A 24,705-nucleotide genomic window follows, 5' to 3' on the forward strand; every position below is an offset into this window, starting at 1 on the left:
AATCATGGACGAAAAAAATATAAGAGAGGAATTATCAAACATTTTAGTTGATGACCCAACTAATTACAGTCGGATAATGGAGTTATCTTCAAAATTAGCCAGTTTTGATAGTGACAATGTACGATTTACTGTTGATGCTAGTGTCATAGATAGATTAGGAACAGAATTAGTTGCAAGACATGAAACTGCAGTTTCAGAGTTAATCAAAAATTCATATGATGCTGATGCCAAATCCGCTTCAATTAATTTTGTAAAAGTTGATCGCATTGGTGGAACACTTGTATTAGACGATGATGGAAATGGAATGACCAGAAATGAATTAATTAATGGTTTTATGAAAATTTCCTCTACATCAAAAATACACGAGCCTGTATCGCCAAATTACAAAAGAAAAAGAGCTGGAAAAAAAGGGATTGGAAGATTTTCTACGCAAAGACTAGGAAATAAACTAACAATAATTACACAAACTGAGGAATCAGAATTTGCTCTCAGACTCCATATTAATTGGGACAATTATAAAAAGGATGATGACTTAATATTTATTACCAATAAAATAGAAGAAATTCCAAAAACAAAAATTAAAGGAACAACTCTTATAATTGAACAATTACGTGAATGGTGGACAGATGGGATGATTAAAAGAGTATATCGATATGCAATTGATATTCTTCAACCATTTCCGTTAGTAGAAATAAAGTCTGATGAAAGTAATGTAACAAAAGATCCTGGTTTTCAAATTACTTGTTTAAAAGATAATTTTCCTATTGCGAATCAAGAATCAATGTTTTTTAAACATGCAGTTGCAGAAATTGAAGGTCACGTTGATGAAAATGGCAATGCATATTGGGATATTAAAAACAGTCAAATTCCAAACGCCAATACAAAAAATCATCAATACTTTAGTAAAGATGATAAAATACCAAATGTAAAGTTTGAGTTTTTAAAAGACGTTAAATTAAAGGCCTATTATTATATTTTTAATTCTGGACTCATTCCAAAACAAAGCGAAAGCTATATTAGAAGTATTTCTGAAGAATATGGCGGAATTAGGCTATACAGAAATGGTTTTAGAGTCTTGCCATATGGAGAACCTCAAAATGACTGGCTAGGTTTAGACGAATCTGTTAGAAAAAGAAAAATACTTGCTGTACATGGGAATAATAACTTTTTTGGATTTGTTGAAATTGGAGGTCAAAACCAAAATTTTGAAGAGCTGTCAAGTAGAGAAGGGCTTTTTAATAATGAAGCATACGAAGAACTTATAACTTTTGCTTATAAAGTTATCGGTGCAGCAGTTACTAGAATTGCATCAATCAGAGGTATTAAAGTTACTACAGGTCAAAAAAATTGGGACTCTAAATATTCAAGAAACCCTAAAGATACCATTTTAAATACTGCAGATGAATTAGATAAAATAGCAGATGAATTAGAAGCTATTGACACAGATAACTCTTCAGAAGAATCAAGCAAAAACAATGATAATAATTTTAATTCCGGAGATGAAAATGAAAAAAATGGGAAAAATGAAAATGAAGAACCTAAATCAAAAGAGAGAGCTGAGGATTTTAGAAAGAAGGCTCAGCAATTAAGAGATGCAATTGAAAGTATTGATGAACTTAATATGATTAGAGTTCTAGCTGGCCTTGGTTTAATTATAGGCGAATTTACACATGAAATAACAAATTACTTAGGTGCTTTTGATATTGATATAAAATATATTTTAGATAATATCGATAAATCTAAAGAAGAGTATAAAAGAGCAAGTCGATTAAAAAATACTTTTGATTCTTTTCAGGTCTATACTTCATATTTTGATGAAACAATTTCTCAAAATGTAAATCAAGAGCTAAGACCTATTGAAGTTAGAGATGTAATAAAACCATTTGCAAAAACTATTAGTCCAGATACAGAAAGATGTAATATTAATTTAGAACTTGATATTAATGGGTATGAATTGTTTACTTGCAAAATGCATACATCTGAATGGGCTTCAATATTATTTAATTTATATAGTAATTCCAAAAAAGCAATTAAACGAGCTAATATATCAAATGGTAAGATATTAATAAAAGCTGGAAAAGAGAATGATAATATTTTTGTTGAATTTATAGATAATGGAGATGGTATTCCATTAGAAAATAGAGATAAAATTTTTAATGCTTTTTTCACAACATCTAGCCCAAAAGGACATAAATCTTCATCTACTGATGATTTAACTGGTACAGGTCTAGGTCTTAAAATTGTTAAAGATATTATTGAAAGTTATAATGGTGAAATTTCATTAGAAAATGCACCAGATGGATTTAAAACCAATTTTAGAATAATAATTCCAATTGCAACAAAAGAAGAAATTGAAGAATATGAAATATAAAGTATTATACATCGATGATGAAACATCTCAAAACAGTCAAGCTTTTGCTGATGGCTTGTCAAGTCAGAATTTAATAGAGATAGCTATAAAACTGCCAACAAAATTTGAAGAGTTAATTAATGAATTAATTGCTGAACAAAAAGACATTGATGCATTGATTCTTGATTTAAAACTTGATGGTAATCAACAAGGAGATAGAACAGCAACATATACAGCACCAAGTCTCGCAACAGGAATTAGAACTAAATGTTTCGCAGAAAATGGTTTTGAAAATGAATTTCCAATTTTCTTGATATCTAGTACTAATAATTTAAAAAAATATTACGATTCAGATACTTCAAGCCATGATTTATTTGACTATACTTTTTATAAGACTAGCATTGCGCAAAAAGGAAAAGAATATGAATTATTGATTACCTCTATAACACACGCATATAAAGCTATTCAAGAAAATAAAACAAATTTTAATACTTTATTGGGATTGCCTGCTGATAGCGAAATTCCAAATAAAGTTTTTACTACTAAATTTCTATTAGGAGACGGTACATCTATTTCTGAAATTTCGCAATATATTTTTAACGAAATAATTTCTAAATCAGGAGTTTTAATTGATGAAACCATTTTAGCAGCGAGACTAGGAATCAATTTCAATGAATCAAGCGACTGGTTGTCTTTAATTGAAAATTTAAATGACTATAAATATTCTGGCATATTTAAAGATTCATTTAATAGATGGTGGTCACATGATATATTAAATTGGTGGAATTCAAATTTCCCTAAACCTCTTATTCAATTAACAGCTTTAGATAGAGTTAACTTATTGAAAGAAAAATTTAAGCTTGACAATTTAGTTAAAGCTCAACAAATACATAAAACTACTAGTACTAAGTTTTGGACTGTATGTCAAGCATATAAATTGCCATTAGACCCAAAAGATGGTTTTTTATTGGATGGCAATCTAATGCATCCCTGGCAAGACAAAAGATACCTTTCTTTACATTCAATCCTTGAGAGAGATGCTAAAGAACTTGGCCTATTTATACACCCAGCAGAAAAGGAAAGATTAGAAGACATTAAACAAGTTTATAAATAATGGCAGTTTCAAATAACACAATGAAGTATAGAAGAAAAATAGCCTCTGACTTGAGAAAGCTAACTTCTGTTCTTTACACATATTTTCCAACAGCAGAAATAGGGTCTTTTGAAAGTGCAATAACTGAACTTAATAATAAAGATTTAATTCCTCAAGTACCCTATAAAGAATCAAATAGCAACTTTTGGGGATATAATTTAGGACGTCTTATTTTTAACTTTGATAGTGTACCACGTCATACACTACCAAATAATTGCAAAGATTTAAAACTCATTCTTGATATTAAAATAGTTGGTAATAGTAATAATTTATACAGTCTTCAAGACCCATTTGAGTGGTTAGAATTTAATATAGTTATTGAAGGAACTAAGTTTAGTGAAGAAGGAAATTCCCAATTACTTACATCATATCATTTAGATAAGCATATTATAGTAGAAGGAGATGAAGAAGCAGAATTCCCTCATCCAATTTACCATTTTCAATTTGGTGGTAGAAAGCTAGCATCTAATGGAGAATTATTTGAAACAGGGAGTTTGTTAGTTTTTGATAGTCCTAGAATAGGACATTATCCGATGGAAGCTATTCTAGGTATAGATTTTATGCTCTCTAATTTTTTTCCAAAAACTTGGAGAAAAATAAAATCTGAAAACAATGAATATATAAATTTAATAGAGGAATATCAAGAATTGTTTTTAAAACCTTATATACATACACATGCAAGTCAATGGAATTATTCAGCTGCGGACATAAATATTAATAATTTTTGGTGTCCTACAATGATCTGTCCACAATTATATAATTCCTAAACGTTAAAAGTTGAATCAAAACATAATCAAATATTTAGAAAAGTATTCGTCTGATACTAAAGATGTGAACCGTCTTTTAGTTTCTTCTTTTTTAAGTATAAATAAAATATACAAAGTAAATAACGTATTTATAAATAACTATATAATACATGAAGATGAAGAACTTGAACAATTAGATGAATTTTTAAAACTTCTAAATAAGGAAGTTTTTGATATTGAAGAATTAATAGAGTTTTTTGAATTTGTAATCTCTCCTAAAGATAAAGAGGTAAACGGTGCTGTGTTTACTCCAGAATATATAAGAAAGTATATAGTTGAAAACACTTTGAATAATCAAAGTAAAAAAGATAGTAACAATCTGAAGTTTGGAGATATCGCATGTGGTTGTGGTGGTTTTTTTAAGACCATTACAGAAAGTTTAAAGATTAAAACTGATAAAACTTATTTTAATATTTACAAAGACAATATTTTTGGATTAGACATTCAAGAATATAGTGTTGTCAGAACAAAAATTTTACTCTGTTTATTAGCAATAATTAATAATGAGGATTGTGAAGAATTTCAATTTAATTTATATTGTGGGAATGCGTTAAGCCATGATTGGAATATTGATGAACAAATAAAAAAAAATAATGGTTTTGATGTTATAGTCGGTAATCCTCCTTATGTAGGAGCTACTAAAATTGATTCAGAGACAAAAAAGTTATTAAAGAACTGGAATGTGTCTAAATCAGGTAAATCAGACTTGTATATTCCTTTTTTTGAAATTGGTCTTGAAAACCTTAAAGAAGACGGAATTCTGGGATATATTACAGTAAATACTTTTTATAAAAGCTTGAATGGAAGATCTGTTAGAAGTTATTTTTCTAGAAATAAATTTGATTTTACAATAATTGACTTTAGAGGGGAACAATTATTTAAAAACAGATCTACGTATACATGTATCTGTTTAATTTCTAAGCTTCAATCTACGACAGTTAAATATACAAAATCAAATAGTAAAGATATTTTTTCAATTAAAAAATCAAACTTTATAAGTATTCCTTATTCTGAACTGAATGATTTTGATGGTTGGTTTTTAATTGATAAAAAGACAAAAAAAATAATAACCAAAATAGAGTCTACTGGTCAAAAATTAGGTAATAAGTTTGAAATCCGTAATGGTTTTGCAACATTAAAAAATAATGTATATGTATTCACACCAACTGGACAAAATGATGAATTTTATTTTATGTCAAAAGATAAAATTGAATATAGAATTGAAAAAAGTATTTGTAGAGATGCCATTAAACCAAATACTTTAAAATTAGCTTCAGAAATTGAAAATCAAACTGAAAAATTAATTTTCCCATACATAATAGAAAACCTTGGTACTAATCTTTTCAAAGAAAAGAGACAAACACTAAAAATTATTGATGAAAAAACCTTAAAAAGTAAATATTCTAATACATACAAATATTTAAATACTCAAAAAGAGATTTTATCAAAAAGAGATAAAGGGAAAAGAAAATATGAAGAATGGTATGCTTTTGGTCGTAATCAAGCATTATTAATATCTGGATATAAATTGTTATTACCTTACATAACAAGCGAACCGTGTTTTGTCTATACAGAAAATCAAGATTTATTATTTTATAATGGTTATGCAATTTTTTCTGATTCGATAGAAGAATTACATATTTTACAAAAAATACTGATGTCAAAAATATTTTGGTTTTATATTGAAACTACAAGTAAACCTTATGCTGGGGACTATTTTTCAGTAGCTAAAAATTACATCAAAAATTTTGGCATATGTGATTTAAATGAGAATGAAAAAAAACAATTATTAAAATTGAATGATATAAATGAAATTGATAAATTTCTAATATTGAAATATGAAATCGAAATCTAATGTTTTTTTTAATTATACACATAATCTAAGTAAAATATCCAGCTGCGCAAAGTCTCCTAATTTTGAATAACTATTAAACCCCTTTTTGATCTTCCAGTTAACTAATATATTTAATACTCCTGCTACTATCGACTATCGTCTGACAAATAAAGCATATCAATACTGTCCTTAGCCCTTGGCTATAGAATCTAAAAAGGTCTTAAACGTTGAACCCGAATCAACGTTTTTTTTATGCCTTCCCCCAAAAACCATTCTGTCTATGAAATATTGGATTTATATGGGAGGCAATCATTTTAAATCATCCTTTAAACTTTGGCAAAATTTTTGCATTCATGTAAACAAATTTGTTTACATTTGTACTATGAAATCGTATTTAAAAAAATACAAAGGCATACATCCAGGAATTGTTTTAGACCGTCTATTGACCAAAAAAGCAATACCACAAAGACCTTTTGCCTTAGCAATCGGGGAACACCCACAAACCATTAATGCGATAACCAAAGGACGTAGAAACCTAAACACAGCGCTTGCACTTAAAATCGAAGACAAACTCAATTTAGAAGAGGGCTCTTTAGCTTTATTACAAACCTACTTTGAGATTGAACAAGAAAAAAAGAAAACACTTAACACGCCTAATTTAGCATTACTGAGAAAATCGCTTTTCTGGGACACCGATACGGCAACCATCAACTGGCAAAAGCAATACAAAGCCATTATCAGAAGAGTTTTTGAAAGAGGTAACGAAGAAGAAAAAAAGGAAATCGAGCGCTTTTATGGTAGTAAAAAAACAATTACCGCGTTACAAGCTACAAAAGGCAAACCTTACACCATCTATAGAACCAAACAACCTGCATAATGCTTCATTACAACACGGTTAACGAGCTACTAAAAAATAGTTTGACAATACTAATGCAAGCCGATGTTTTTAAAAACTTTCGTTTAGTTGGCGGAACCGCCTTAAGCCTCCAAATAGGACATCGCGAATCCATTGATATAGATTTGTTTTCAGATGCAGAGTATGGAACCATCAACTTCGAAGAAATTGAAGCGTTTTTAAAAGCAAACTTTAATTACGTGGATTCGCTTAACGTGCCTCCAGCTATCGGCAAAGCATATTTCATAGGAGAGGACAAAGACAATACGGTAAAATTAGACATATTCTATACAGACTCCTTTATTCAACCCTATTTAGAAATAGAGGGAATCAGAGTGGCTACTATTGAAGAAATAATTGCTATGAAATTGGATGTAATTCAAAGAGTAGGCAGAAAAAAAGATTTTTGGGACTTGCATGACTTGCTTGATTCATATACAATAACCCAAATGATAGAATTGCACAACCAGAGATATCCCTACACGCACGATAGAAATATAATTCTTCAAAATTTCACCAATTTCGAACAAGCCGAAGATGATTTAACACCCATTTGCTACAGAGGAAAATACTGGGAATTTATAAAAGAAGATTTTGAAGAGATAATAGCCAGTATAACTAAAAATAAGTAATATTGTAATATGAGTTTAGAAAATTACATAGCAACAATCGCATCTATAGTAGCAATCGTTTCATTTATTAAAAACGAAATGCCAATATTTACTCTTTTTAAAAAAACCTTTTTTTAATTTTTTTTGACCCGCTCTTTTTTGTGGGTCACAACAAAAGGTTATCAGATAAGGCTTTAAAGCACAACAGGATTCAAACCTATAACCTTCTCTAGTGCTAAAATGCTTTTCTTTATAAAAATCTTAAAAAAAAAATCCACTATGCAATTCGGGAATTACACTATGCAATTCTGTAATCCTTAAGCACAACAATTGTTTACAGCATCCATCTTCCATAGTTTTGACAGCGCTCAAACAAAACACTTATGGATTCTTTCATTGTCCTTTCACAAAACAAATGGCTCCAGCTAAAGCACAATCTAATCCCATACCAAAATCCAAAAACGGCGAAGCAGTGTCTAAAAGCCATAGTCTTAATTAGTGCTGAAATCCAATCGCTCAACTCCAAATGCCAAGCCGATTCGTTTACTACTACCTCCGATGAAATCCGATTCTTCAAAAAAATAAAACCAAAATTTGTGGGTTATCTTCTTTTCTATCAAATCCTATACAAAGCATTAGTACAACATCCATTGAACTGTAAAAAAAGAATTAAAAAACTAAGCAAAAAGACGACAACCTTCTCAAAGAAAAATAAAAAATGGATAATGCTTTATAGTACCAATACCAGCAACCATGATGAAATGTACTTCCTAAGAAAAAACAATGCATACAACATCACTACAACAAAGAAAGTAGCAGCCAATAATACATTGTTTACCACACTAGCCGACCATAAAATAGCACAAGTCTTAGCGCATCAAAAACTAGCAAAGTATTGCAACAACAAAACCACAATCAGTACCAAAACCATCACCAAAACTTCTCTTTGTTGGTCCGGGTCCAAAGTAGCACTCATCGAACTCATCTATGCCATTCATACCACGAGAATATGCAACAACGGAAAAGCAACTTTAAAGGAAATGATGTCCCATTTCGAGCAAAACTTCAACATCAAGCTGGGCCAATACGCACGCACCTACCTAGAAATTAGAAACCGAAAAACAATTGAAAGAACTCAATTCCTTGACAAACTAAAACAAGAGTTAGTAAAAAAAATGAATCAAAATGATGAAAATTAAAAGAAGACTGACTCCAGAAAGCAGTCTTCTTTTTTGAATAAAACGAGTGCAACTATACATTTTTTTTTAAGTCGCGTCACATCGAGTGTTTTCAATGAAATTGAAAATGTATCGAGATGCTTTACATCAAACCCACATAAAAACAATTGATTTGCTTCTATTTATTCTCCATAATCCCCGTCAGTAAGGCACCAAAAACAGCATCAGCATCACTACTGTCTGCTCCTTCTAATGAAGCAGTCAAATTACTAATCAATAACGCCCATTCAGGATCCGTATTTTTCTTTGGCTTCTTCTTTTTTGCATAAGCGGTAAATCGAGCAATAGAGGTAGCAATTAAAAATTTACGTTTATCACTGCTAGACAATACAGTATCCGCCAAAACCTCAGCCTCGTAATCAGTTACCACCACATGTACATCCATATAGTCTTCATAAGAGCTACAAGCTGAATCATAATCAGCTAAGAAAGAATCAAACAGACTAATGGCGCTACTGGTCTCAAATGAATTAGAAACAACCGTTGCAACGCAATTAGAAGTGCAGGATAGCAAATCCTCAATTTCGGACTCCATCCCAAAACTATAACTACTACTTCCTGCCAATTTCACAAAGTTGGAACTAGCTCGAGCATAAACAGTCAAACTATCCAACGTAGCACTAAAAGTACCTGGAACGGAACCGCTGCTATAATAAGCATCATAAAGTTCGTAATAAACAGTACCCAAACTATCATAGGGATTTAAAGCATTTTCTGCAATACAAGCAGTTCTATGGTATGAGGAAACTGTGGTAGAGGCATCAGATGGAGCAGAGGTATCCTCAGCACAACTATAAACTAAAAACAAAGGAATCATAAAAAGGCATAATAATGTGTTTTTCATATTGGTTAAAAATTTATGAAATGGTTAATGACCAGTTCATTTCGCCCGGGGTACTCAGAACATTTTCTGTGTGAATTCGAAGCAAAACTATTCCGCTCCAATCATCCACACAAACCATCCAGTTGCGCGTTCTCGAATACCATTTAACACATTCACGAATCAAACACTTCTGTACAACGCCACTTCTTACTGTTAACACTATAACCTGCAATCGTTTACCATCTCTTTAAATTATGCCTGAATTGACAATCGAATAAATAAGAATTTTAATATATTAGCTAATTCTAATCCATCCATTGTGTCGTTCAAAAGCATCAAAAAACATCGATATAGAAAATACAATATGATCCTGATAGTAGGTATAATGGTATTGTCGTTTGCAAATACTGCTGCAAAAACAAACCCTTCTAAAATCGATTCTACCCATCAACGCATTAAAGCACAACTGGTATTAGAAAAAGCAAAAGCCAACAAAGATTGGGTGGGAGTTTCTCAAGCATACAGAACCATAATGTTCCATAGCCCTAAAAAAGAGTGGCTGGGTTATGCAGATAGTATTATTGCTAACGCACTTTTGACAAACAATAATAAAATTATTGGGGAGGCCTATTTAACCAAAGGAATAATATACTTCGAACAAAAAGAGCACAACAAGGCATTAGACAATTACATCAAAGCCGACCAATACCTTTGCAAAACAAACGAAGAATACACCATTCACAAAGCACGTTACGCCTTAGCTCAAACCAAATACTACCTAGGCTTTTACGATGAAGCCATTGCTCTTTTCCGGCAATCATTACCTTATTTTGAAGAAGAAAACGATGCGGCTACCTTAAATACCTATCATGCATTAGGATTATGCTATAACAAAATCAAAAAATTCGACCTCTGCTCCTATTTCAACAAAAAGGGATTAAAATTGGCGAAAGAAAGCCAAAATGAGGACATGATAGTCTACTTTAAGCATTCGGAAGCCATAAACCAGTACAGTTTAAAAAAATATGAGCAGGCAGTAAAGGAGCTCAAAAAGGTAATTCCAATGCTAAAACAAAAGAACGATTATGCTAACGAATCGGTAGCCTATTTTTATATCGGAAAATCATTTTGGGATTTAAATCAAAAAGACAGTGCAATCTCCTATTTTAAAAAAGTAGATGTTATATTTACCAACCACCATTACATCCGACCCGATTTAAGAGAAACATATCAATACTTATTAAACAACGCCAAGACAGCCAACAATAGCAATCTAAGATTATACTATATCAATCGCCTCTTCAAAATTGATAGCATTCTAAACACAAACTACAAATACTTATCAAAGAAAATTCACAAAGAATACGATACTCAAAAATTACTCCAGGAAAAAGAGGCTTTAGAAGAGAATTTAAGAAACAATTCTGTAAAGAACAATTATTTAATAATGGGGTTACTCATTACAATGACAACCCTATGCATCTTTCACTTCCGTACAAAAAAGAGAATTAAGAAAAAATTTGAAGAAGCGCTAAACAAATCAAATGAGAACAAGAAAGTAAAGACTATTTCAAAAATCGAAGAGGGTGAACTAGATATAAATCAAGACATTGTGAGTGGTATTCTTAAAAACTTAGAAAAATTTGAAGCAAACAAAAAATACTTAGAGAAAGAGTTAACCCTTCACAAAGTATCGGGTTACCTGAAAACAAACTCAAAGTATGCCTCAAAAGTGATTTTAAAATACCGAGATAAAAAATCCAACGAATACATCAGTGACTTGAAAATTGATTACATAGTAGAACTACTAAAATCGGAAAACAAATTTCGCAATTACACAAACAAAGCACTTGCTGAAGAGGCGGGTTTCAACTCTACTCAAAACTTTACAAACATGTTTAAAAAACGTTTGGGCATTTCGCCAACAAACTTTATCGAAGAATTAAAAAAACAATATCCTTTATAATATTTCGTTCACAACTTGTGAACCGCTTGTGATACCAATCAGAAAGTCTATCGCATTTTTACCATTAGTTGTATTTAAGGTGATAATGCAAAAAGCAAACTACATAGTTAATTTTCTTGATAAAGCAATTTCAAACAAAAGCATCACCAGCATTCAAATAAACTTGTATGTTGCATTATGGTATGCGTGGATAAACAACAATCAAATAAATCCAATAAGCATTTCAAGAGAAGATTTAATGAAAATCAGCAAAATTCACTCAACAGCAACCTACCATAAGTCGATGAAATTGCTCCATGAGAATGGTTTTATTACCTATGTGCCTTCCTTTAATCCATACAAGTCAAGCCAAGTTTTTTTAAACAAACTTCTGTAGAATAACTCATCTAAAGCACTACAAAAAAAAGAAGCCAAATCAATTGACTTGGCTTCATAAAAGTAAAAATTACTTTTTGTACTTCTTAATAAGACATCTTAAAACTAAAGACACAAAGAAACTAACAACAGCTCCAATTGTAGCTAATAATATAGTCTTAAGAATTTCATCAGTATTCAAATTAGAATACAAACTCAATAAAGTACCTCCTGCGATTCCCATCAGTAAGGGACTATCACTCTGACTCATCACTTTTCACAGTAAGTTGACTAACAGCTGAAACGACGCCTCCTGCCACGGCCAAATAACCTCCTATAGAAACAACTACTGCTGGCAAACTAACGGGCGCTGTAACCAACACTCCTCCTACAGTAGCCAAAACCACTCCAATAGTTCGAAGGACTTTAAAAAATTTTGGGGTTTGAGCAGTTGCTCGATCTATTACATTCATAATAATAAATTTTAAAGGATTAATAAATAAACTTCTTCTTTTTGTTCTAGTGCGTTATAAACTAGAGATAAAACCTTTTTAAAGGCACTTCTAGAATACAAACCAGTACTAGAACTCGTCAATACGGATACTGGAGCAATACAGCCTTGCAATTCTTTCTGAGCATTATTCGCTGGATGCAACAGAATAAAACTTCTTCCGGGAACATCACAAACTTCAATATGCCATCCATATTTTTTACTGTACCGCTTTCGTAATAAATACTTCCCTTCAGGCACACAAGAAATTTTAACCTGATTAGCTCGCCATGGTAACTCTATAGTATAACAAATTAAAACTTCATCAATTGTCAAACTTCCTACAGTACCATCAGAGAAGTATTTTCTCTTTAAAAGGAGTTCCACTACACGCCGTTAACAGCAACCAACATTAATGGATTATAAGCTCCATTTTTCAAAGAATACATTTGCCCATTTACCTCTTGGAAAAATTCGATTCCTAAAGCTAAAAACAAGGGTTTAGTACTGTTAGCAGTTAAAGCATTAACTTGATTGATAGCTATTGTAGCAGCTCCGTTCCATGGTAAAATTGCAGATTCATCAGTAGCTACAAAATACTCGCCATTCTCAAAATCAATTTCTGCTCCTCCTGAAACAATTCTAAAATGAGTACACCCACTAGGTGCTGCAATCATATTAGTAGGAACAAAACTAGGGATGTCAACAGTCAACTCACCTGTTACTCGATCAATTTGGGTGGAATAAGGAGCATACAAACTATTACTTAATTTTCCTCGAATATTGAATTCAAATCCAACCAACAGTTCTGTTTCGCCATCAATTACATTTCGTAAGCCACGCTCACTAACACTATCCGCTTGTAAAACCTTTACCATAGCTTGTGTTAACCTTCCAACTACTCGACTATCAGAGCACTTAATTAGCAGTGGTCTCAATGCCATGCGAAGCATTTTACCTGCCTTTCCCGCTCTTCCAAACTCCGAATTGTTTTCACGTGTTCTTTGAAATGCTGGGTCGGTGGCAATTCGTTTACCATCTACCCCACTCTTTTCTTTCACAAGATACCCATCCTGTGATTTATAAAAGGTAATATCTCCCAAAGTACCTTTTATCTTAATAATGCCTTTTTGTCTGGCCATAATAATTAAATTAAAAATTAAAAAAATCAGAATGTTTAGGTACACTCTTTCAAACCTCATAATTCTAATTGATGCATCGTATTTCTGAATTATGAAGCAAAGATGAATGCCCTTCTGCAGTAAAAAAAGCAGGCGTGTTCCAAAGGGACCTGTAGCGACCATTAGGTTCTATTTTATCCCATATGTTTTTTTAATAAATAAGAAAAAAGTGTATATTTGTGTTAAACAAAAAAAGCAGTTATTTAAAGTCTGAATAATAACTGCCTATCAAGTATATGAAACTGGAACTAAAAAGAGTTTGCATATACCCCAAAGACGTTCAAAGAATTACTGGAAAAAGCTATCGCCATTCGCGATTGCTTCTAGCTGAGGTGAAAAAACATTTCAACAAACAACCACATCATTTTGTGGCAATTGAAGAGTTTTGCCAATTCACAGGCCTTCAACTAGAACATGTACTTCCTATGATACAGGGGTAATTGAACTTTGGGTACTACAGTACAAACCAAATCCAGTTTTTAGTAAATAATACAGCCTGTTTAATAACCTGTTCACATACTATTCAGGTTACTCAATTTATTTCCCTACAATTTAGTCAATAGCTTCCCTATAGGAACTCCCTATTTAGTTCATAAAGAGTATATGAAAAACAAATGGTTATTCCGCTTCTACATACACAAAAAAAGCCCAAACATCATGTTTGGGCTTTTTAAATATAAATTGGTTGGTTCTTATTTCACAATCAAGAATTCCGAACGTCTGTTTTGAGCGTGTTGTTCTTCTGTACAATCTTTTCCACAATCCACTTTAGGCTCTGTTTCTCCCATTCCTTTTCCAGAAATGCGACTAGCATCAATTCCTTTAGAGATAATGTACTGTACCGTAGATTTTGCTCTTCTATCCGATAATCTTTCGTTGTATCTATTACTTCCTCTATTATCCGTGTGCGATTTAGCAAGGATAATTAACTTATCATTGTTTTTCATCACCTGAACTAGTTTGTCTAACTCAAAAGCACCTTCTTGCGTAATATTGCTTTTATCAAATTCAAAATAGATTGGTTTCAATATAATTTCTGTCTCAGTAACAATAACATCAATTGGTTGTAATGCCGCAGCAACGTTAACCGATTTTTCTTTGGTTTTGTTCACCGCAAAAGTGTTTCCTTCATATCCATCTTTTGAAGCTCTAACAACATATGGTTTGTCACATTCTACTCTGTATTTTACTTCTCCTTTGCTGTTTGACATTTCAGTAGCAATCACATTGTTTTTATCATCCAAGATAGAAACCGTTGCATTCGATAAAATAGCGCCTGTTTTAGCATCCGTTACAGTAACCAACACATCAACACCACATACTGGAACAGCTTTTAAGATATCATCATTTCCACCACGATTACTCGCTAAGAAACCAACATCTTTTTTGCTATTGAAAGAGAAAGAGAAATCATCTTTATCAGAGTTAATTGGTGTTCCCATATTGGCAGCTTCTTTTCCAGCTGTAGTATCATATTCAAACACGTCATAACCTCCTAAACCTTGTCTTCCACTTGAAGCAAAATACAACGTTTTGTTATCATCAGCTATAAATGGGAAGCTTTCGTTTCCTTCAGTATTTACATTTTTACCTAAATTCTCAGGAGTTCCATAAGTTCCATCTGCATTAACAGCAACTTTCCAAATATCAGTTCCTCCTAAACCATTTGGCATATTTGATGAAAAGTATAATGTTTTTCCATCTTTACTCAAACTAGGGTTAGCACATGAATATTCTTTTGAATTGAAAGGAAGCGGTGTTAAATTACTCCAAGAATCACCGTTTTTAGTTGCTTTAAAAAGATAAATTTGACTGAACTTATACGTTTTACCATCTTTTACTTTTTCTGATTCTTTTTCTTTAAAACTTTCACTTGAAAAATAAGCAGTATTTCCATCAGCACTCAAAGTCACCGGACCATCATGCCATCTTGAATTTAAACTAGAAACAGGAAACGCGTTAGTAATAGTTCCATCAGAATTATAATCTGCTTGATAAATATCTAAATAAGGCTCATCGGTCCATCCGTAACTTTTACGAGCACCATTTCTAGCACTGGTAAAGTATAATGTGTTTTCATGCAACACTGGTCCAAAATCAGATTTATCACTACTGATATCAGAAGCAGAAACATTATATTCTTTCATCTTTCCTAAAAGCTTAGGAACATAATTAGGATTTTCTTTAAATGCTTTTGCTCTAGAATCATTAGGAACCATGCTTGCAAATTTTTGCATTTGCTTGTTAGCTTCTTCATATTTTCCAGATGCTTTAAGCATTTGTGCATATCTATAATAGGTCTCAGAATCTTGTGGAGTTTCTATAGCTTTTGCATACCATTTGGTGGCATCGGCTGCATTAAACATATTATAGTAAGTATCTCCTAATTGTTTGTAAACGTATCCATCAGCTTTTCCGTTTTCAACAAGCTTTTCATAGGCTTTTGCCGCATCAACATATTCAAATTGCTTGAATAAATTATCAGCTGTCTTTGTGTCTTTATTTTGTGCAGTAATGGATAATGTTCCTATCGCAAAACTTAATGCTATGTATAAATTTTTCATTTTTTACTAATAATTTATTGGTTAGAAAAATCTCGGTGAACGTGATACTTTTTTCGCTAAGTTGATATCAAATAATAACATTACCTCATGCGATGCTGGTGTAGTTACATTCAAGTCAGAAACGATATGATCATAAGCATAACCAATTCTTAAATTAGGTGTTATAGCAAAGTTTACCATAGCTCCAAAGGAATCTTCCAATCTATAAGTAGCACCTAACTCTAATTTATCATAAAGCATAAAATTTGCAGATAAATCAAGTGATGTTGGAGCATTAGTCGATGATTTTACCATCGCAAATGGTTTGAATTTCAAATTTTCATTGATATCAAATACATAACCTCCTGTAAGGAAATAATGCAACACTTCCGAGCCATACTGTCTTCCGTTAAAATCCAAATATTTAGTTTTTAACATATTTGGCATCGAAAATGCTAAATAATACTTATTTGTGTAATAGAAAACGCCAGTACCAATGTTTAAGAAAGAATTACTTGGATTCCCAGAACCAAAAACATCGTCTCCTAAATCTGGTAGGGTTGGATAAATAGTATTGAAATCAATCTTATGCATGGTTAAACCTGCTTTCAAACCGAAAGCAAGTTTATGTTCACCACCTAAATTTAAGGTATAAGAGAAGTCTCCATATAGATTTGTTTCCTCTACTGGACCAATCTTATCATTAATAGCAGATAATCCCAATCCAACATTTCTACCTACTGGACTGTGAATAAAGAAGGTTCCCGTTGTTGGAGCATCTTCAATTTCTACCCACTGCTTTCTATAAAGCAAACCACCCGAGATGCCTTCTTTAGAACCAGCATAAGCCGGATTCATAACACTCATGTTGTACATATATTGAGTATAATGAGGATCTTGTTGTGCTACTACGTCTGCAAAAACCAATACAGTTATAATTGCAATGAAATATATTTTCTTCATTTTTGTTTTGTTTAAATTTTATCTCTGGTTTATTGTGCTCTGTTTAAATATATCCATCCTGTTTTGGTTTCTCCATTATTACGATTAATTACATAATAATAAGTACCATCTGGTAATTCATCTCCGTTATCAGCCTGACCACACCATTGTTGTGTATAATTACCTTTTGAATAAACTTTCATTCCATATCTATTGAAAATTTGAAGGCTCTTAACATCAAATCCTGTCAAGTCAAAGCAATCATTTAATCCATCCCCATTTACAGAGATTCCTTTTTGAATTACACAAGAAATAGAATCTACAGTAACAGTGGTACTGTTATCACATCCGTTAGAAGTAACAGTAACCGTATAATCCCCTGTATTGGTTACAACAATACTTTGAGTATTACCAAGATACAATCCGGTGCTATCTTCCCACGAATAAGTTACTGCAGTAGGATCAAAGGAAGCATCTATCGGAGTAGCAGTTACTACATAATTTACTCCTACACAATCACCCGAAGCGGCAACGCTAAACGGTGACATGATTGTAAATGAAGCTGTTCCTGTATTCTCCACTTGACAATTTGCTGCATTTGGAGCTACATAATAGGACACTGTATAAGATCCAGGTGTTGAATTCACAACATCAATCTCACCAGTTGAACCATTGATTATTAATCCAGAAGTAGAGCTATAAACACCACCCGTGGTAAATCCTGTACCAGGATTTGGCGATTGATTGGCGTCATCATGACAAACTACTGGAGTAGTATAATCAAATCCAACCACAGGGGTAACTATTGGGTCAATAACTATAGGAGCTGAATAACTATTAGAAACTTGACAATTAGCAGTGTTTGCACCAACTGTATAGATTACTGTATAAGAACCAGCCGTACTGTTGGCTAAATTAATTACTCCTGATGAAGTATTTAAATCTAAAGTACCAGAACCTGTAGTTGTATACGAATAAATTCCTCCTGTGGTAAATCCACCAACAGGTATTGGATTTGGATTAGTACCGTTTTGACAAACAGGTGTTGTATAACTAAATCCAACTACTGGTGTAATTACAGGATTTATCGTTATAACAAATGTAAAGGAGCCTGCCGCCTGACAAATAGTTAAGTCTTCTAAAACTTCATATTTTATGGTATGCTGTCCTGTAGTCGAATTTACTAAATCAACTTCTCCAGTAGAGGCATTTATCACTAATCCTGTTGAAACTGAAGTATCTTCAGAATACTGTCCTCCTGAAGTAAATGTAGCTGGGTTCACAGCAGAAGGCATAGGATTAGAAGTAGCATTTTGACATACAGGCGTTGGATAAGTAAACTGTGGATCCGACGATGTTAAAGGTATTGCATTAATAACAACATCCAATGTATTTTGACACGTTGTGGTCAAATCAGTTACAGTGACTGTATAATTTCCTGGAGCTAATCCAGCAAATGTTGTTAAAGCTTGGAAGTTAATTCCGTCTATACTATATTCATAGTTAGCTCCAACCGGATCTGTAACTTCAATAGTTCCCGATTGTACTGCACAAGTTGGTTGTGTTAAAGTAACAGTTGGTGTAACTACAGAGTTAATAGTTACAACAAAACTATCTTCACCTATACATCCATCAACTTCAGCATAAACATAAATGGTTTGAGTAGATGTTATTGCATCGCCTTCATTCAGCATAGTTCCTGTACCTCCTGCACCTGTATAATAATTACCAGCAGTTGTTAAAGCAGGTAAGTTAAAGTTATCACAATACGCCGCACTAGCTGGAGCAGTAACAACTAAATTACCAATGGTTACAGTAAACATATGTTCATCTGAACAGGTTGCATTAGAGGCATAAATATAAATGGTCTGATTGGTAGAAATAACATCTCCTGCATTCAACATTGTTCCTGTACCTCCTGCACCTGTGTAATAGTTACCAACAGTTAGTGTCGGTAAAGTATAAGTAGAACAAGTTCCTACATCACTCAACTCATCTACAGCTAGCTCTGGATTAACAATCAACTCAAAAGATTTTTCATCAGTACAACCTGAAAGGTCAGCATACATATATATAGTTTGAGAAGTAGTTAAAACATCTCCTGCAGTAAGCATAGTTCCCGTAGCACCCGGTCCTGTATAATAATCCCCAACATTCAACACTGGTAATGTATAAGAACCACATACCGTTTGATTCCCCGGAGACTGAATATTTGGAACAGGCAAAATCTCTACTTGAGCAGAAGGATTAGCTCCTGTACAAACTCCTGAACCTGGTAATTGATAAGAAATAGTATAAACTCCTGGAGCACTCAAACTTGGAGTGATACTACCCGTATTAACATTGATATACAACCCTCCATTTGGCGATACTGAATAACTACCACCTGTTGCTCCTGTTTGATTCACAGCCTGTGGTGTTGTAATATTATTACAATAAGTGGCATTGTTATAATCAATCGTTGCTGAAACTGGTGCAACGATACTTATATTATAACCTCTTGTTTTTTGAGTACATGAAGAAGTGGCAGCAACAATATTATTTATCACATAATTTCCTGGTAAGCTATTGGCCAAATCAACCTCTCCAGTTGATGTATCTGCAAACACTAATCCCGATGCAGAACCAGGTGCTAATGAAAATGTTCCAGCTACAGAACCAACACTAATAGTAGGGATAGGGTTTGGAGCACCTGGATATTGACAATAAGAAGCTGGATTATAGGTAAAATAAGCATCAGGACAACATTCATAAACCCCTGCCCCAGCAGAACCAAAATTCGTTTGTGTCAAACTGATATAACCTGGCTGATTAGAGAAATTCGTAATCAATATAACGAAAACCTGTCCTGCGACAGCAGAAAAATTGAAATTCTCTGTAGCTGCTGCAGAATAACTACTACATGTTGTTATACTAGCACAATTACATGAACCGTTAACACTTGGAGCACCATAGGGTTGACTATTACCAATGTAAGCACAAGCTGCAGCTTGGTCGGGGAAAGGTCCCCAAGCAGCATAATCAACATCTAAATTTGGCGCTCCTCCTTGTGTAGTTGATTGTGTTAATAATAAATTTATTGTACCTGTTTGTGTAACATTAATTGTATAAAAAGTTGGGTTTGGCGAAGTAGCCATACATCCTATTGCTCCTTGATTAGCAATTCCAGTCGTATTTTGATAAGACAAATTTTGACATGCTGATGAGGCAATTAAACAACTTGCTGGTGTAGTAATACACAAATCAAAAGTAGTTGTTTGCGGTGTAGCTGCGTTTGAGTATACCCTAATGTAATAGGTTTGTCCTATTGACAATCCATTAACTACACCACTAACCGTATTAGCAGCACTACAGAATATTTGCGTTAAACTACCACATTGACCTGAATAGACAGCAAAGTTTAAGTTAGTTGTTGATCCTGTTATATTTTGAAGTGCAACTGTTAAATATGGGTTAGTTGCAGCAAACTGGAACCAAACATCATCATCGGCTGTTCCAACACAAGGCGCTTGCGGAGCAGGTGTTGAAGCTGTTGCTCCAGCTACAGTTCCTGGTGTTACTTGTTGACACAACTGAGATTGATTAACAGGTGCAAATATAGCGCCATCACAATTATCATTAATTACTAAAGTAGTAAAATTAGCTCCTGTTGACCAAGCACTGGTTCCAGAAGTAGGACAAATTCCTCTAACATAAAATGTATATTGAGTACCTGGATCCAAACCTGTAAACAATGCAGGATTAACTGAAACAAGAGTTCCTGTATCAGTTGGTAATGGAACTGGTGATCCAAATGGCACTATTATTACTTCCCATTGTACAACTGCTGGGTTTGGTTCTGTCCACCCTAATAAAGCTGAACTAGAAGTAATTTCTGCAGAAGTTAAATTGATTGGTTTTTGACAGTTAGGTGCTGGTGCACAAGTCACATTGGCTACCCATCCCGGATTATTTACAGAACCATCACTTCTAAAATTGAAGGTTAAACATCCATCATTACTTGAAGAAGTAAAAGGACCAGGTAAATTAGTGTTTAAGTTACCCCAATATCCACCAGCTAATCCTCCAGGAACGTTTCCTGCACCATTAGTACTAGCTATTTGTGGTGCAGAAGTTGAATTTCCATCAAACACATACAATGCATCCCAGTTTGCCTCTGTAAAAAATGAGGTAAATGTTACTGTAACTACTTCATTTGGATTTGTTGGACAAATAATAACTGTTGAGTTTGAATTATTAGCATAATTCGCATTTGCACCTGCAGCATCTGTGAATGTTCCTCCACAAACTGGTGGTGCAATTTGAGTTGTTATTGTTACTGGTCCACCCCATTCACTTGAATCTGTTGTAGAACAAACGGCTCTAATATAGATATCATAACACGTATCAGGATTTAATCCTGTTAAGGTAAATGAATTATTTGTATTTGCTGTAACAAAACCTGTTGCTGTTGCTGTTGGTGCTGGTGAACCACAAGGTAATGCCAATACTTCCCACTGAGAAGCAACACTATTATCAGGATTTACAGGTTGTGTCCAAGTTAAATTAACTGTATTGTGCGTCACTGCAGAAGAGACTATTGCAGTTGGCCTTCTACATGTTGGTGGTGGTGCACACGTTACATTGGCTACCCAACCAGGATTATTTACTGACCCATCACTTCTGAAGTTGAAGGTTAAACACCCATCAGCACTTGTTGAAGTAAAAGGACCAGGAATTGTCGTTCCCCAATATCCACCTGCTAAACCTCCTGGTACATTACCTGCACCATTGGTACTTGCAATTTGTGGTGCACCAGTGGAGTTTCCATCAAAAACATACAATGCATCCCAGTTAGTTTCTGTATTAAATGATACGAAAGTTACTGTTACTACTTGACCTGCAGGTGGACATATAGTAACTGTTGAATTCGAATTATTAGGATAGTTGGCTGTTGCTCCACCTGCATCAATATATTGACCTCCACAGACTGGTGGTGCTACTTGCGTCGTAAATGTTGTTGGCCCTGTCCATGGGCTTTCATCCGGACCAGGACATACCGCTCTTACATATACATCATAACAGGTTGTTGGAGAAAGACCTATTAAGTTATAAGGTGAACCTGTTGTAGTGGTTACAAAACCTGTAGCAGCAGCTGTTGGAGCAGGTGATCCACATGGTAATGCTAATATTTGCCATTCTGTTTCAGCATTTCCATTTGTCCACGTTAATGTTGCTGAAGTTGATAATACTGCACTTGAAGTTAATAATGATGGTTCTGGACATGTTGGTAAATCTTCAATGATTACATTGTCAATATACAATCTCCATCCATCTAACCCTCCAGGTGGTACATGCCATGCAATATTTACTGGTCCTGTATAGGCAGATAAATTAACAATGGCTTGCATATAGGTTATATTATTATAAGAAGCTAAAGGAACTAAAGTAGTCGTAAAATCAACCGGACTTGTTCCATTAGTAGACAACATTACTCTAAAGTCGTTTGGTTCTGTCGCCGATTGAACTCTGTAATGATATTTTAATCTTTGGTTTCCTGTTAGAATAATTTGTGGTGAAATTAACCAATCATTATTATTTCCAGCGTTAAAGTCTGTATATAACATTGCAGATTGATTTCCTTCAAATGGATTGGTAGCATAGTTCATATCCCATGCATCTGTATCAGCATTTACATTAAGCACAGTCCAACAAGCTTCTGTTGTTGAAGTACTATTAAATCCTTCTTGGAACGGCACATTGAACGCAGTACATAGTGTTCTAAATACAAACGGTCCTGTCCATGCACTAAAGTTGCCACTACCATCATTACAGTCCGCTCTAACATAAAACTCATAATTAGTGTTTGGCGTTAAAGGGTTTGGTGTTGGGTAAGCAGTGTTGTTTGTGGTCGTAATACCTGCTCCTGATGGAATTCCTCCTCCTGCTGCTTGTACCACAACTTCCCATGAAGTTGAACCTCCTGCTGCCCAATTAAGGTTAGCACCTGTTTGAGTAATTCCTGAAACAGCTAAGTTAGTTGGAGGTGCACAGTTTACGGTTTGAATTACTAATGTATACCCTACAGTCTGTGTCGTATTTAAGCTTGATATTACAAAATAATAAGTTTGTCCAGCTGTAACTGGTAAATTGAATGTTCTAACAGTTGCTGTGGTACCAGCAGCTCCATTTAAACATGTGGTTCCTATATTAGCACAACTACTGTAGGCAAAAATACCTGAATTGTTACCAGTTGGTGTCATAGTTACACTTATGGTACCATTAGCTGGTGCTGTATAAGAGTAAACCACATCATTACCATTTAAATAATTTCCTGTGATTCCACAACTTGTTCCTGGGCTACCTTCTATAGTAGGATTGTCACTATAGTTTGCAGTACTATCTGTTGTACTATATGGTAATGAGGTTACTTGTATTGGTGCATTACAAGACAATCCGGGTGAGGTTGTTGCAAAACTATAAGGCCCAATCCATGCACTTGTGGTGCCTCCACTACATATTGCCCTCACGTAATATTTATAGGAGGTTGTTGCTGTAAAAGCAACACCTGCTGGTTGGGTTGCGGTAGCAGTATATGTTGGAGTAGCATTATTATAAACAATACCTGTTCCTGTTGGAGAACTCGCTGCTGGAACTATTTCTATCTCCCAAGATGTTGCTCCACTTGGATTACCCCAGCTCAATTGAGCCGAAGTTAAAGTGATATTATTTGCCGTTAAATTCGTTGGATCAAAACATTGTTCAACAATGCTTACATCATCCACAAACCAACGATCTCCAAAAGGCGACAAGATTGGATCTTGTTGCATAACAAAAGCTACGTAAACTTGCAATCCTTGAAAAGCAGCTAGATTAACTACTTTTTCTTCATAAATATTGAAAGTAGTTACTAAATCTGCATCCGTCCATTGTTGTACTAATGAATAAGAATTAGGATCTGTTGGGTTGGCTGTTGATGGAGCAACTTTAATCTGGAAAACAGTTCCCTGAGTTCCAATTAAAAAATTTCTTGTCCAAAAATGCAACTGACCATTAGAAGGGATATTAACTAAAGGTGTAGCCAAATAATTTTCGATTTGTCCATCAGGAAAAGAAGTTGAACGGATACAGTAGGCTGCATTAGTTCCAGAATTGACCTGTGGTGGCGTAGTAGCGGCTGAAGTAATTCCCCAACGCGTAGTTGCCGATGATACATTGTTAAAAACATACCAATTTCCAGTACCTAACGTCCAGTTTGTTGATGGTGAAGCATCTGGTCCTGTTGTTGATTCAAATCCTTCTACTCCAGTTCCTCCTAATTGAGAATAACTGGCGATGGAAAAAAACAATGTCAACAGCAATAAAGTAATTTTTTTCATAAAATGAAAATTTAGTTGATTGATTAATTTTTTATTTTGGGTTAAAGAGTCCCAAATTTAGAAAATTTTATGAAAAAAATAACGTTTTTAAAAATTAAAATTAAAAAACACCTTAAAACCAACCTAAAAAAATTATTATTCATAATTTTGTCACAATATAA

Annotated in this window: 16 protein-coding genes; 9 read left to right on the plus strand and 7 right to left on the minus strand. The window is 33.7% G+C overall.

The genetic code is table 11. From position 1 onward, the window contains the following. The first annotated feature begins 4 nt into the window (after positions 1 to 4). From RN605_RS09285 to RN605_RS09315, 7 genes are all read left to right on the plus strand, one after another. Positions 5 to 2,371, plus strand: a complete 2,367-nt coding sequence (locus RN605_RS09285) for a sensor histidine kinase (RefSeq protein ID WP_313324380.1) — start codon at positions 5 to 7, stop codon at positions 2,369 to 2,371. Then, complete coding sequence (locus RN605_RS09290; RefSeq protein ID WP_313324381.1) at positions 2,361 to 3,464, plus strand: hypothetical protein; 1,104 nt, start codon at positions 2,361 to 2,363, stop codon at positions 3,462 to 3,464. The genes RN605_RS09285 and RN605_RS09290 overlap by 11 nt, the downstream gene beginning before the upstream one ends. Beyond that, entirely contained in the window at positions 3,464 to 4,270 is an 807-nt protein-coding gene (locus tag RN605_RS09295) for a hypothetical protein (RefSeq protein WP_187657838.1), read from the plus strand. The genes RN605_RS09290 and RN605_RS09295 overlap by 1 nt, the downstream gene beginning before the upstream one ends. Positions 4,271 to 4,280: 10 nt before the next feature. Continuing rightward, a complete protein-coding gene (locus RN605_RS09300; RefSeq protein WP_313324382.1) occupies positions 4,281 to 6,164 on the plus strand; it encodes an Eco57I restriction-modification methylase domain-containing protein in 1,884 nt (627 codons plus the stop codon). A gap of 259 nt (positions 6,165 to 6,423) precedes the next feature. After that, positions 6,424 to 7,020 (plus strand): helix-turn-helix transcriptional regulator, encoded by a 597-nt coding sequence (locus RN605_RS09305; protein ID WP_313324383.1) that lies wholly within the window; start codon positions 6,424 to 6,426, stop codon positions 7,018 to 7,020. After that, the gene (locus RN605_RS09310; protein WP_313324384.1) at positions 7,020 to 7,670 is read left to right on the plus strand and encodes a nucleotidyl transferase AbiEii/AbiGii toxin family protein; all 651 of its coding nucleotides are present in this window, start codon (positions 7,020 to 7,022) and stop codon (positions 7,668 to 7,670) included. Before RN605_RS09305 ends, RN605_RS09310 begins: the two co-directional genes overlap by 1 nt. A gap of 362 nt (positions 7,671 to 8,032) precedes the next feature. Continuing rightward, the gene (locus RN605_RS09315; protein WP_313324385.1) at positions 8,033 to 8,848 is read left to right on the plus strand and encodes an RteC domain-containing protein; all 816 of its coding nucleotides are present in this window, start codon (positions 8,033 to 8,035) and stop codon (positions 8,846 to 8,848) included. A gap of 157 nt (positions 8,849 to 9,005) precedes the next feature. On the opposite strand, the gene RN605_RS09320 is transcribed toward RN605_RS09315, so the two are convergent. After that, entirely contained in the window at positions 9,006 to 9,731 is a 726-nt protein-coding gene (locus RN605_RS09320) for a hypothetical protein (RefSeq protein ID WP_313324386.1), read from the minus strand. Between the two features lie 343 nt (positions 9,732 to 10,074). On the opposite strand from RN605_RS09320, the gene RN605_RS09325 reads away from it, so the two are divergent. Further along, a complete protein-coding gene (locus RN605_RS09325) occupies positions 10,075 to 11,676 on the plus strand; it encodes a tetratricopeptide repeat protein (RefSeq protein WP_313324387.1) in 1,602 nt (533 codons plus the stop codon). Between the two features lie 85 nt (positions 11,677 to 11,761). After that, positions 11,762 to 12,052: a hypothetical protein gene (locus RN605_RS09330; RefSeq protein WP_313324388.1), complete on the plus strand. Its 291-nt coding sequence runs from the start codon at positions 11,762 to 11,764 to the stop codon at positions 12,050 to 12,052. 235 nt (positions 12,053 to 12,287) lie between these two features. On the opposite strand, the gene RN605_RS09335 is transcribed toward RN605_RS09330, so the two are convergent. The 6 genes from RN605_RS09335 to RN605_RS09360 form a co-directional block, all read right to left on the minus strand. Next, positions 12,288 to 12,503, minus strand: coding sequence for a hypothetical protein (locus RN605_RS09335; RefSeq protein WP_313324389.1), 216 nt, complete (start codon positions 12,501 to 12,503; stop codon positions 12,288 to 12,290). An 11-nt stretch (positions 12,504 to 12,514) separates the two neighbouring features. Next, positions 12,515 to 12,907 carry a DUF5675 family protein gene (locus tag RN605_RS09340; RefSeq protein WP_313324390.1) on the minus strand — a complete coding sequence of 131 codons (393 nt, stop codon included), beginning with the start codon at positions 12,905 to 12,907 and terminating at the stop codon, positions 12,515 to 12,517. Beyond that, positions 12,907 to 13,662 carry a hypothetical protein gene (locus RN605_RS09345; RefSeq protein ID WP_313325820.1) on the minus strand — a complete coding sequence of 252 codons (756 nt, stop codon included), beginning with the start codon at positions 13,660 to 13,662 and terminating at the stop codon, positions 12,907 to 12,909. Before RN605_RS09345 ends, RN605_RS09340 begins: the two co-directional genes overlap by 1 nt. 731 nt (positions 13,663 to 14,393) lie before the next feature. After that, complete coding sequence (locus RN605_RS09350) at positions 14,394 to 16,265, minus strand: OmpA family protein (protein WP_313324391.1); 1,872 nt, start codon at positions 16,263 to 16,265, stop codon at positions 14,394 to 14,396. Positions 16,266 to 16,286: 21 nt separating this feature from the next. Further along, positions 16,287 to 17,207: a PorP/SprF family type IX secretion system membrane protein gene (locus tag RN605_RS09355; protein WP_313324392.1), complete on the minus strand. Its 921-nt coding sequence runs from the start codon at positions 17,205 to 17,207 to the stop codon at positions 16,287 to 16,289. Between the two features lie 29 nt (positions 17,208 to 17,236). Then, on the minus strand, positions 17,237 to 24,544 hold the full coding sequence (locus tag RN605_RS09360) for a choice-of-anchor J domain-containing protein (protein ID WP_313324393.1): 7,308 nt from the start codon (positions 24,542 to 24,544) through the stop codon (positions 17,237 to 17,239). Positions 24,545 to 24,705: the final 161 nt, after the last annotated feature.

The sequence above is a fragment of the Flavobacterium sp. PMTSA4 genome, from assembly GCF_032098525.1.
GTDB lineage: Bacteria > Bacteroidota > Bacteroidia > Flavobacteriales > Flavobacteriaceae > Flavobacterium > Flavobacterium capsici.